Source organism: Caenimonas koreensis DSM 17982, assembly GCF_009646335.1.
Classification (GTDB): domain Bacteria; phylum Pseudomonadota; class Gammaproteobacteria; order Burkholderiales; family Burkholderiaceae_C; genus Ramlibacter; species Ramlibacter koreensis.
Genome location: NZ_WJBU01000012.1, coordinates 80,159 through 92,134 on the forward strand (window position 1 = coordinate 80,159; position 11,976 = coordinate 92,134).

At 64.3% G+C, this 11,976-nt stretch carries 6 protein-coding genes; 5 read left to right on the top strand and 1 reads right to left on the bottom strand.

Annotated elements, in window-relative coordinates:
• Window positions 1-16: 16 nt before the first annotated feature.
• Together GHT07_RS13650 and GHT07_RS13655 are read left to right on the top strand one after the other, a co-directional pair.
• On the top strand, window positions 17-2,305 hold the full coding sequence (locus GHT07_RS13650; RefSeq protein ID WP_153585651.1) for a methyl-accepting chemotaxis protein: 2,289 nt from the start codon (window positions 17-19) through the stop codon (window positions 2,303-2,305).
• 110 nt (window positions 2,306-2,415) lie between these two features.
• Complete coding sequence (locus GHT07_RS13655; RefSeq protein ID WP_153585652.1) at window positions 2,416-8,760, top strand: hybrid sensor histidine kinase/response regulator; 6,345 nt, start codon at window positions 2,416-2,418, stop codon at window positions 8,758-8,760.
• A gap of 36 nt (window positions 8,761-8,796) precedes the next feature.
• On the opposite strand, the gene GHT07_RS13660 is transcribed toward GHT07_RS13655, so the two are convergent.
• Window positions 8,797-10,221, bottom strand: coding sequence for a cryptochrome/photolyase family protein (locus GHT07_RS13660; protein ID WP_153585653.1), 1,425 nt, complete (start codon window positions 10,219-10,221; stop codon window positions 8,797-8,799).
• Between the two features lie 51 nt (window positions 10,222-10,272).
• On the opposite strand from GHT07_RS13660, the gene GHT07_RS13665 reads away from it, so the two are divergent.
• The 3 genes from GHT07_RS13665 to pyrR all read left to right on the top strand — a co-directional run bounded on the left by GHT07_RS13665 (window position 10,273) and on the right by pyrR (window position 11,975).
• Window positions 10,273-10,875: a YqgE/AlgH family protein gene (locus tag GHT07_RS13665; protein WP_153585654.1), complete on the top strand. Its 603-nt coding sequence runs from the start codon at window positions 10,273-10,275 to the stop codon at window positions 10,873-10,875.
• 175 nt (window positions 10,876-11,050) lie between these two features.
• On the top strand, window positions 11,051-11,464 hold the full coding sequence (gene ruvX, locus GHT07_RS13670; RefSeq protein ID WP_153585655.1) for a Holliday junction resolvase RuvX: 414 nt from the start codon (window positions 11,051-11,053) through the stop codon (window positions 11,462-11,464).
• Window positions 11,465-11,486: 22 nt separating this feature from the next.
• Complete coding sequence (pyrR, locus tag GHT07_RS13675) at window positions 11,487-11,975, top strand: bifunctional pyr operon transcriptional regulator/uracil phosphoribosyltransferase PyrR (RefSeq protein WP_153585731.1); 489 nt, start codon at window positions 11,487-11,489, stop codon at window positions 11,973-11,975.
• Window position 11,976: the final 1 nt, after the last annotated feature.

The following is an 11,976-nucleotide window of genomic DNA, read 5'->3' on the forward strand; positions in this document are numbered from 1 at the left end:
GTAAAGGCCTTGCATCATGTCCGTCGTTGACCAACTGAAAAACCTGTTTTCCAAAAAGGAGCCGGAGGCTTCTGTCGACCCCAGCGGGGAGCTGAGCCTGGCAATGCCACAGGAGTCGTCAATGGATCCCATGGCGACCGGCGCGCTCGAGGCGAGCAACGCCAGGGCGACGAGCCCTGCGGACCCTGACAGCGCCAACGAAGATTCGCTGTCGCCCATGGAGTCCGTCGACGACGCCGACCTGATTTCGGTTCCGCTGCTCGGACGCCGGTCGATCGTCACCCATCAGCGCATCCTGTTCACGTTGCTGGCCGTGTCGCTGGCTGTGTTGGGCGGCGTGGCCATCATCGCGGTGCGCCAGGCGGACACGGTCGCCAAGCAGGTGGCCGGTACCGGCCAGTCGCTGATGCAGTCGCAACGCCTTGCCAAGTCGGTTTCGCAGGCGCTGGTGGGAAGCCCGCAAGCCTTCCCCGACGTGAAAGAATCTGCTGACGTGCTGGCAAAGACGGTGCGCGGTTTGAAGAGCGGCGACGACTCACTGAGCATCAAGCCGGTTGCCACCGAATACCAGGAAGACGTCGACAAGATCGAGCCGCTGATGGTGCGCGCTGAAAAGAATGCCGCCACCGTGATGGGCCAGCAGAAAATCTTGACGCAGGTGGGCAACGCCCTTCGCACCATTAACCGCCAGTCGTCCGACCTGCTTGAAATCGCCGAAACCGTTTCGTCGCTGAAGCTGCAGCAGAACGCGGCGCCTGCCGAAATTTCTGCCGCGGGCCAGCTGGTGATGTTGACGCAGCGTATCGGTAAGTCAGCCAACGAGTTCCTGACGATGGAAGGCGTGTCGCCAGAAGCCGTGTTCCTGCTGGGCAAGGACTTGAACTCCTTCAAGGAAATTGCGCAAGGCCTGCTGGACGGCAGCCCTGAGTTGCGCCTGGCCGGCTCGAAAGATCCGCAGACGCGCGAGCGCCTCGAAGCACTGCTCAAGCTCTACGAGCAGACGCGCACGCAGGCCGGCGCCATTCTTGGCAACCTGCAGGGCCTGGTGTCCGCGCGTGAAGCACAGGCAGCGATCATTGCCGACAGCGAGCCACTGCGCCGGTCGATGGAAGACCTGCAGGGCAAGCTGTCGTCACAAACCGGTCTTGGCGTGGGTGCACTGACGGCCCTGGTGCTGTCGTCGATCTTCGCTATCTTGTGTGCCGTTGGCCTGGCCTTTGTGCAGCTGCAAGACTCACGCAAACGCCAGACAGTTGCTGAACAGCAGCGACTCGAAGCCGAGCATCAGGAGCAGGAAGCCAAGCGCGTGAACGACGCGAACCAGGCGGCCATTTTGCGATTGATGAACGAACTGCAGACAGTGGCTGAAGGCGACTTGACGCAGGAAGCCACGGTGACGGAAGACATCACCGGCGCCATCGCCGACTCGGTGAACTACACGGTGGAAGAACTTCGCCAGCTGGTGGGTAACGTGCAGAACACGGCTACCAAGGTGGCGCAGACGACGGCGCAAGTGGAAAGCACGTCCACAGAGCTGCTCGCCGCTTCAACCGAGCAGCTGCGCGAGATTCGCGAAACCGGCCAGTCGGTGCTCGACATGGCGGGCCGAATTAACCAGGTGTCCGGCCAGGCGCAGGAATCTGCCCAGGTGGCGCGCCAATCACTGATGGCTGCCGAGTCGGGCCTGACGGCTGTGCAGAACGCCATCGGCGGTATGAACTCCATTCGCGACCAGATCCAGGAAACCTCGAAGCGGATCAAACGACTGGGCGAATCCTCGCAAGAGATTGGTGAAATTACAGAACTGATTTCAGACATTACCGAGCAGACGAACGTGCTGGCTCTTAACGCTGCCATCCAGGCGGCGTCCGCCGGTGAAGCCGGGCGAGGCTTCTCGGTGGTGGCCGAAGAAGTGCAGCGACTGGCCGAACGCTCCGCAGACGCTACGCGCCAGATCTCGGCGCTGGTGAAGGCGATTCAGACCGACACGCAGGACGCCGTAGCCGCTATGGAGCGCTCGACGCAGGGTGTGGTGGAAGGAGCAAAGCTCTCCGACAACGCAGGTACCGCACTGACCGAGATTGACCAGGTGTCGCGCAAACTCGCCGACCTGATTGAGCAGATTTCCACTCGCGCAGCCAGCGAAGCCGAGTCTGCCAACGTGGTGGCCGGGAACATCCAGCACATTTTTGCGGTGACGGAACAGACGGGTGAAGGTACACGCTCGACGGCGCAGCAGGTGCGCGAGCTGTCACGCATGGCCGAAGAGCTTCGCCAGTCGGTGTCACGGTTCAAGATCGCATAAATGGCTCCCCCCCGAAGCGCCTGCGGCGCCTCCCCCTCAAGGGGGCACCACCCGCGGCCCGGCGAAGCCGGCCGCGTGGTGGCTCCCGAACTGCACTGCACGGGTGAGTGATGGAATCTTCTGCTGATCTCGATCTCGCAACGACTGACCTGGGTCCCCTGGCCTGGGTGCTGGACGAGCTGAGAAAGTCGCTCGACTCTGCTTCGGCTGCGCTGCGCCGCTTCGTTCGCGATACCGCCATGGCCCGAGGCACGGACATGGCGTCGGTTGACGGTGGCCAGCTGCGAATTGCGCGGCAGCAATTGCACCAGGCCGTTGGTGCCCTCGAGATGGTGGGCCTCGGCGCACCGGCGCACGTGCTGCGCTCGATGGAGGCAGCGGTGCAGAAGTTTGTCGACCGGCCTGATCTGTGCGATGAAGCTGGCGCTGCCAAGGTGGAGCGCGCCGGCTTTGCCCTGACCGAATATCTCGAAGGCCTGTTGCACGGCAAGAGCGTTTCCGCCCTCGCCCTGTTCCCGCAATACAAGGACACCCAGGCGCTTGCGGGTGCCGAGCGAGTGCATCCGGCCGACCTCTGGTCGCTGGACTGGCGCTGGAGCGATCCTGCGACACCCGCCGCCACCGAGGCATTCGTGTATGACCCCGCAGTGCGCTCGCGCATGGACCAGGGCGTGCTGAAGCTGGTCAAGACGGGCGAGCCGGAGGCTGCCCGCGAGATTGCACATATCAGCCTTGGCCTTGCGGCGACCCAAAGCGCGCGCCAGCCCAAGGTCTTCTGGAAAATCTGCGCCGGTTACTTCGAGGCACTTGGGCTGGGCCTGTTGCCGCAAGACCTCTACGTCAAGCGTGCCGCGTCGCGCATCCTGCTGCAGTACGCATCGCTCGCAAAGGGCGAGCTCGGCGTGTCGGATCGCCTTGCACAAGACCTGGTGTTCTTTTGCTCGCAGGCTGTGCCGCCCGCTGGCGCTCAATGCCCGAGCCTGGACGCCGTGCGCGAAGCATGGGGCCTGGCTCGATTCAAGCCTGTCGACTACAACACGGCGCAATTCGGCCGGTTCGATCCGGTGCTGCTGTCGCAGGCGCGCAAGCGCATCGGTGCCGCCAAGGAAACCTGGTCAGCCCTCTCCGGCGGCGATGCGAACAAGCTCAAGGGCTTGCAGGAGCAGTTCAACCTCGTTTGTGATTCGCTCGTCAAACTCCATCCGCCAAGCCAGCCCCTGGCACAGGCATTGACCAACGTTGTCGAGAGCGTGGTGCGGTCGGCGCGTCCGCCCGGTGCCGAGCTTGCGATGGAAGTTGCAACGGCGGTGCTGTATCTCGAAGCCGCATTCATGGATCTCGATCCGTCCGATCCGCAGTTGGCGGTGCGCACGGGCCGGCTGGCAGAGCGGCTGGACACGGCGCGCCAGGGCGGCCAGCCCGAGCCGCTCGAGCCGTGGATGGAAGAGCTCTATCGCCGCGTGAGCGACCGCCAGACGATGGGCAGTGTGGTGGGCGAATTGCGCGGCACCCTTGGCGAGCTCGAAAAGTTGCTCGACCAGTATTTCCGCAACCTGCAGGACAAAACACCGCTGCGCGACGCGCCGACGCATCTGGCGCAGATGCGGGGCGTGCTGTCAGTGCTGGGTTTGGACCAGGCGGCGCAGGCCGTCTCGCGCATGCGCGAGACTGTCGAAGAAATCATCATCATGGAGATCGACGAGACGCGCGCGCGCGCCGCCGGTACCTTCGACAAGCTCGGCAACAACCTCGGTGCGCTGGGCTTTTTGATCGACATGCTGAATTACCAGCCGGCGCTGGCCAAAAAGCTCTTCGTGTACGACGACACAACTGGCGAACTGAGCCCGTTGATGGGTCGCACCGGTACTGAGGACGCATCGCCGGGCCAAGTGCCTGCGCAGGCCGCCGTAGAACCGGAAGACCTGGACCGCGCCGCACGCGAAGCCGTGCTCGCGATGACGTCCGCCGATCCCGAAGTGGCCGCATCTGCATTCAGCAGGCTCGACGATGCCGTGAGCGCGATGGCGCCACTGGACGCAGCACCGGCCCCGGCCCCGGCGCCTGTGCAGGCGGCAGCGCTGCCCCTGCCGCCGAGCGATTCGGACGACATCGAAGAAGACGACCTGCTCGACATCTTCCTGGAAGAAGCGCGTGAAGTCGTTGGCAATGGCCTGGCCGCCATCGAAACGCTGGCGGCCAATCCGGCCGACGCGAGCGAGCTCACCACCTTGCGCCGCGCATTCCATACGCTCAAGGGCAGCTCGCGCATGGTGGGCCTCAATGAATTCGGCGAAGCAGCGTGGTCGATGGAGCAGGTCCTCAACACGTGGCTGGCCGACCAGAAACCCGCCACAGACGAGTTGCGGATTCTCTCGACCGATGCCATGAAGGGATTCGGCCGCTGGACCGACGACATCGCGGCGCACAACGATTCAGCGTGGAAGGCTTCGCAATTCCGCGTTGCGGCCGATGCATTGCGCATCGAGAACCGCTTGATGTCGCTGTCATTGCCGCAGGCGACAGAGCAGGTCGCGTCCGTGCAAGCGACCGATCTTGCCTTCGACCTGCCTGAAGAGTTTTCGCTCGATTTGCCGGACGCGCCTGTACAGGCAGCCGGCCAGCCGCCCGCCGAGCCGGAAATCCAGATCCCCGAGATCGACCTGCCTGATGCCGACGTTCCACCGGCGCAAGAAGATCCCACGATCAGCATTGATCCGCTTCACGCGCCCGTCACGGAGCCAGGCCTTGACCCGCTGCCGGTTGACATGAATTTCGGCGAGACACACGTCATCCGCGGTGAGCCGGCGCAAGCGCTGGAGATCCCGCACGGCGAGTTGCCCAAAGAGCTTGCTTTCGATGCGGCGCGCACCGTGATCTTGCGCTCGCCGGAGCCTGAACAAGCGCCGCCGCAGCCGATGGCGCCGGAGATGACTGCCGACATCGAAGGCATTGACTTTGGCAGCCTGGCTGAGGTTGCCGGGCCCGCGTCCGCTACACCCGAGCCAGCGCAGGTGCCTGCCATCGAGGTTTCGTTTGACGAGCTTGAGGACTTGGGCGAGGAAATCGACCTGTCACAGTTCGACGCGCCGCTCGACTTGCCGGCTGTAGAGCCAGCTTCCCCACTCGCGAGCCAGCCTGAAGCAACACCTGTGCAGGCTGACGAAGCTGTGCACGACGAGGCCACCGCTGCGGTGGCCGATGAACACGCCGATCTGCTCGCAGACTCCTTCGAGCCCCTTGAGGTCGCTTCAGAGATCGACGAGCAGGTCAAGGTCATCGGGCCATTGCGCATCGGCATACCGCTCTACAACGTTTACCTGAACGAAGCCGACGAATGGTCGCGCCGTCTTGCGACCGAGGTCGCCGAATGGGCGCTCGAGCTGAACCAGCCAGTGCCGGATTCGACAGTCGGTCTGGCCCACGCGCTTGCAGGCAGTTCCGCAACTGTGGGCTTTCATGCGCTGTCCGATATCGCGCGCGCCCTTGAAGCAGAGCTGCAGCACACCCAGCGCCTGGCTTGGGCCACGCCGCAACACGGCCGCGTGTTCAGCGAAGCCGCCGAGGAAATCCGCCGGCTCCTCCACCAGTTCGCGGCAGGGTTCCTGAAGGAGCCAACTGCGGGTGTCATCGAGGCGATGCAGAACCTGCGCGAACTCGAAATTCCGCGACGTGCCGAAGAGCCCGAAGATCTTGAGGAAGAGAGCTCGTTCGCCCCACCGGACTTCCAGGACACGCCCGTTACAGCGGATGCGGACAATGTGCACCTGTCGGCGCAGCCGCAGGAAGCGCAGCCCGAGCCCGTTGCCGAGTTCCTGCCCGAAGTGGTGCACGAAGAAGCGCCGGAAGAAGCGCCGGAAGAAGCGTCTGAAGTCGTGCTGGAAGCAGTCGCTGATGAAGCGCTGGAACCAGCTCCCGACGAGGCGCTGGATGTTTCTGCGCCGCAGGAGCCGACCCCGCTCGCGCCAGTGTTTTCCGCTTCGACCATGGCACCGCTGGTTGAGCGTCGCCAGGTCATGACCGAGCAGGACCAGGACGACTTCGACATTGCCGACGCAGTGGACCCCGACCTGTTCCCGATCTTCGAAGAAGAGGCGACCGAGCTGCTGCCGCAACTCGGTGGCGCCTTGCGCCAATGGACGGCGCGCCCCGAAAACCGCAGCGCGCGTGATGAATCGCTGCGCGCCTTGCACACCCTCAAGGGCAGTGCCCGGCTTGCTGGCGCTTTGCGCCTGGGTGAACTTGCGCACCGGATGGAATCGGAGATCGAGTACCTCGGCTTCGAGACGGTGACCACCTCCGACATCGAGCCCATCCTGCAAAGCTTCGACAACATGCAGGCGAACTTCGACGCGCTGCGCGCGACGGGGGGCCTGCCGCCTGCTGCCGCAGTTGAAGCCGCTCATGACGAGCCGGAAGAAGTCGATCTGTCGGGTGTCGATGCGCCTGCCGTGCAGCCGCTGGCTGATGACGCTGAGACGGCGCCGCCCACCGCGGTGTCGCCAGGCGCACAGACGCAGGCAGTCGATTGGGCGCAGGCCACCGCCCGGTCGCTGGTTGCCAAACCCGCTGCCATGAATCTCGCGCCGCAGCGCGCAGCCTCCAACCAGGCGGTGCGCGTGCGCTCGCAGCTTCTCGACCGCTTGGTGAACCAGGCTGGCGAGGTGATCATCACCCGTTCGCGCCTCGAAGCAGAATTGCGGCAGCTGCGCGGCTCGCTCACCGATCTCACAGGCAACCTGGACCGCCTGCGCGCGCAACTGCGCGATATCGAGCTGCAGGCCGAATCGCAAATGCAGTCGCGCCTGGCACAAGCCAAGGATTCGGCGGCTGGCTTCGATCCGCTGGAGTTCGACCGCTTCACGCGTGTGCAGGAACTCACGCGGATGATGGCTGAGTCGGTGAACGACGTCGCAACCGTGCAGCGCAACTTGCAGCGCACGGTTGAATCGACGGAAGACGACCTGATCGCCCAGGCCCGCCAGACTCGCGAGTTGCAGCGCGACCTGCTGCGCACTCGCATGGTCGAATTCGAAGGCATTTCGGATCGCCTTTATCGCGTCGTGCGCCTGGCCTCCAAAGAGACAGGCAAGCAGGTCAAGCTGGACATCACCGGTGGTTCCATCGAAATGGACCGCGGTGTGCTGGACCGCATGACGCCGGCGTTCGAGCACCTGCTGCGCAACTGCGTGGCGCACGGGATTGAAGACCCGCAGGTGCGTATTGCATCCGGCAAGGATGCTGCAGGCACGATCCTGATTGGCCTGCAGCACGAAGGCAACGACGTGTCCGTCGAGTTCCGCGATGATGGCGCCGGCCTTGACGTGGCGCGCATTCGCGAAAAGGCCTTGTCGCAGGGCCTGATCGCACCAGATGCGCAGCTGTCCGACCAGGATGCGGCCAACCTGATTTTCATGCCGGGCTTCTCGACGGCTGCCACGGTGACCGAACTCTCCGGCCGCGGTATTGGCATGGACGTTGTCCGTGCCGAAGTCAATGGCCTGGGTGGCCGCATCGAAACGGCCACGCAAGCAGGCAAAGGCACGAGTTTCCGTCTTGTGCTGCCATTGACGACGGCCGTGACGCAGGTCGTGATGATCCGCAGCGGCAAGCAGTCCGTGGGCGTGCCTGCAAACTTGATCGAAATCGTGCGGCGCGCGACGCCCAAGGACATCGAGCAGGCCTACAACTCGGGCACGTATGAATTTGGCGGCGAGCAGCTGCCGTTCTACTGGTCGGGGGCGCTGCTTCAATCATCGCAGCGCAGCGACGAGCCTCAATCGCGCACGCTACCTGTCGTCATCTTTCGAAGCGCTGCACAGCGCATTGCCGTGCACGTCGATGAAGTGTTGGGCAACCAGGAAGTCGTGGTGAAGAACCTCGGGCCGCAGCTCGCGCGCCTGCCGGGTCTTGCCGGCATGACGGTGCTGGCCTCTGGTGCTGTCGTGCTGATCTACAACCCGGTGGCGTTGTCCACTGTGTATGGCGAGCAGGCGCGCCAGATGAGCGCCGATCGTGCACAGCCCGACATGCTGGAAAGCGGCGGTGCCAGCACACCTGTGGCGCCGGTCGTGGCGCAGATTCCGCTCGTGCTGGTGGTGGACGATTCGATCACGGTGCGCCGCGTGACGCAGCGCCTGCTGCAGCGCGAAGGCTATCGTGTGGCGCTTGCCGCCGATGGCCTGCAAGCGCTCGAACGGCTTGCCGACGAGAAGCCCACCGTGGTCTTGTCGGACATCGAAATGCCGCGCATGGATGGCTTCGACCTGGCTCGCAACATTCGCGGCGACGCACGGCTCAAAGACCTGCCGATCATCATGATCACCTCGCGCATCGCGGAAAAGCATCGCGAACACGCGAAGGAACTCGGCGTCGATCACTACCTGGGCAAGCCGTACTCGGAAGAAGAGCTGCTGTCGCTGGTCAAGCACTACAGCACGGCTGCTTCGCTGGCCTAGGCCTGGCTGAAGCCGCGGGTAAGGCAGGGCCTTACTTCACGGCTTCACCGCTGCCGCATACCGCTTCAACGTCTTTTCCCTTGCTTCGTCGTGCTTCACGACAGGTAAGGGATAGTTCTTGATGCCATGCTCCCACGGCTCGTGAATCGCTTTGGCTCCCAACGCTTCGAGCTGCGGCAAATAGCGCTTGATGAAGGTGCCATCCGCATCAAACTTCCTGCTCTGGCTCACCGGGTTGAAGATGCGAAACCACGGCTGTGCATCGCACCCCGTTGACGCTGCCCATTGCCAGTTGCCGTTGTTCGACGAGAGCTCGTAGTCATTCAAGTGCAGCGCAAAGTAGCGCTCGCCACGGCGCCAGTCGAGCCCCAAGTCTTTCGTGAGAAAGCTCGCGACGACCATGCGCAGGCGGTTGTGCATGTACCCCGTACGGTTGATCTGCGCCATCGCGGCGTCCACCAGCGGGTAGCCCGTGCGGCCTTCGCACCATGCGGCAAAGAGCGCGTCGGCGTGTGAACCCTCCTCCCATTGCACCGCGTCGTAAGCAGGCCTGAAATTCGCGCCGGCGTGGTCGGTGCCCGCCACATGCGGAAAGTTCGCAAGGATCTGGAAGAAGAAGTCGCGCCAGATGAGCTCGCCCAGCCAGGTTGCTGCGCCTTCGTCGCCTTTGGCCTGTGATGCGTAGGCGCGCCGCGCCAGTTCGCGGACCGACACCGTGCCAAAGCGCAAATGCACCCCGAGATAGCTGGCACCTTGCAGGGCCGGAAAGTCGCGTGTCGCTGCATAGTCACTCACGCGATCGGCAAACGCATTGAGCAGGCCGCGGCCACCCGCGCTACCCGTGCCGATCTGCAGTTCTCGCAGATTCGTCGACTGGAACCCCAGCTCGGCAAGCGTCGGCACGGCCCGTTGCATGGGCTGCGGTCGCGCTGCAAGGGCCGCAGCATGAGGCGCAATCGGGTAGGACTTCAGGTAGAACGCATCGGCCGCCTTGGCCAGCCATGCGCGCTTGTAGGGCGTGAACACCGTGTAGGGCGTACCTGCCTGCGTCAGCACTTCCTGGCGCTCGAAGATCGTGTGGTCCTTGAACGTGTGAAACGCAATGCCCGCGCGCTGCAGTGCTTCGCGCACAAGCTGGTCGCGCGCGAGCGCCAGCGGCTCATCATCGTGATTTGCAAACACTGCCTGCACGCCGAGTTCCACGGCAAGCGCCGGCAGTTCAGCCACTGCGCTGGAACGCCGTGTGATGAGCCCCGCGTGTTCATTGCCGGCGAGCAGCCTCAGGTCGTCATCCAGCGAAGCAACCGAGTCGCGGATGAATTCCACCCGCCGGTCTTTGCGCGGCAGTGCGTCGAGGATGGTGGTGTCGAAGATGAACGCCGCCTGCACGGCGCGGCATGAGCGCAGCGCGTGGTGCAGCGCTGCGTTGTCGTGGGCGCGCAGGTCGCGTCGAAACCACATTAACCCCTTGGCGTAGTTCACTGGTATGGGTCGGCGTTAAAATCGTGGATCATGCCCGCCGATGAACCTCCCATCAACCTGACGCATCACTTTCTTATTGCGATGCCGGGTCTGCAGGATGAGGCATTCTCCAAAAGCGTCGTTTACCTCTGCGAGCACAGCGCTCGCGGCGCGCTCGGCCTGGTGATCAATAAACCTAGCGACATCGACCTGCGCAAGCTCTTCGACAAGGTCGAGCTGCCGCTGGGCCGCGACGACCTCGCGCGCACGCCGGTTTTCCAGGGCGGCCCGGTGCAAACAGAGCGCGGTTTCGTGCTGCACGAGGCGGTGTTCGCCGGTGATGGCGCCGCGCCTGCCGATCCCGTTTATGCCTCGACGATGACCATTCCGGGTGGCCTTGAAATGACCACGTCGAAAGACGTGCTCGAAGCCATTTCCACCGGAGCAGGCCCACGCAAAGTCCTGATCTCGCTCGGCTATTCGGCCTGGGGTGAAGGCCAGCTCGAATCGGAACTGGCCGAAAACAGCTGGCTGACCGTCGGTGCCGATCTCGCGGTCATTTTCGACACGCCAGTCGAGCAGCGCTACGCCAAGGCACTGATGCTGCTGGGTTTGGAAGCCTGGATGCTCTCCCCCGAGGCGGGACACGCATGAAATTGAGCCCCCACGCTCCCCCACTGCGTGTGGGTCGCTGCCCCCCGAGGGGGGCCCGCCCGCCTTGGGGCGGCCCGGCGGCGGGCGGCGTGAGCCCCCACGCTTGCCACTTCGTGTGCTGCGCTGCCCCCCAAGGGGGCTCCGCCCGCCTTGGGGCGGCCCGGCGGTGGGCGGCATGAGCGCCCCCGTGCTCGACGTCCCGCCCCACTTCAATACCTTTTTAGCTTTCGATTACGGCTTGAAGCGCACAGGCGTCGCCGTGGGCAATCGCCTGCTGCGCACAGCCACGGCGCAAAGCACCATCAAGGCTGAAGGTGACGCGCGGCTGGCGCAGGCCGAGTTGCGAGTCAAAGAGTGGCAGCCCGACGCACTCGTCGTCGGTGTGCCTTTCCACCCCGATGGCGCGAGCCACGACAATACGCTGCGCGCCCGCAAATTCGCGCGCCAGTTACGCGGGCGGCTGAAGCTGCAGGTGTATGAAGTCGATGAGCGCTACAGCACCACCGAAGCCCTTGCGGGCGGCGCGCGCGACCCGGACGGCGGCGCCGCCTGCGTGATTCTTGAACAGTTCCTGAGGAGCCTGCCATGAGGACAACACTGTGAGCAGCCTGATGCTGGATGCCGAAGCCCTGTACCGCGAACTCGCCCGCGGCGTGCGGCAGCTGGCCACATCCGACACACGCCTGGTCGGCATCACGTCCGGCGGCGCCTGGCTGGCCGAGCGCCTGCACAAGGACATGAATCTTCCCGGCGCACCCAGCGCGATCTCGTCGGCCATGCACCGCGACGACTTCTCCAAGCGCGGCATGTCCGGCGCGGGCACGCAGACCGTGCTCGACTTCGACGTGAACAACGCCAACATCATCCTGCTCGACGATGTGCTCTACACCGGCCGCACGATTCGCGCGGTGCTCAACGAACTCTTCGACTACGGCAGGCCGGCAAGCGTGAAGCTCGCCGTGCTCGTTGACCGCGGCGGGCGCGAGTTGCCCGTGCAGCCCGACTACGCGGCGGCACGCGTCACGTTGCCTTCTGCCCAGTCACTCTCGCTTGCGCGCGACGACGCAGGCGTCTTCAGCTTTCGCATCGAGGGTAACTGAC

Bases quoted from the DNA above. Each gene is read 5' to 3' on its own strand.
- GHT07_RS13650 (WP_153585651.1), top strand. From the start codon at position 17: ATGTCCGTCGTTGACCAACTGAAAAACCTGTTTTCCAAAAAGGAGCCG.
- GHT07_RS13655 (WP_153585652.1), top strand. From the start codon at position 2,416: ATGGAATCTTCTGCTGATCTCGATCTCGCAACGACTGACCTGGGTCCC.
- GHT07_RS13660 (WP_153585653.1), bottom strand. From the start codon at position 10,221: ATGTGGTTTCGACGCGACCTGCGCGCCCACGACAACGCAGCGCTGCAC.
- GHT07_RS13665 (WP_153585654.1), top strand. From the start codon at position 10,273: ATGCCCGCCGATGAACCTCCCATCAACCTGACGCATCACTTTCTTATT.
- ruvX (WP_153585655.1), top strand. From the start codon at position 11,051: ATGAGCGCCCCCGTGCTCGACGTCCCGCCCCACTTCAATACCTTTTTA.
- pyrR (WP_153585731.1), top strand. From the start codon at position 11,487: ATGCTGGATGCCGAAGCCCTGTACCGCGAACTCGCCCGCGGCGTGCGG.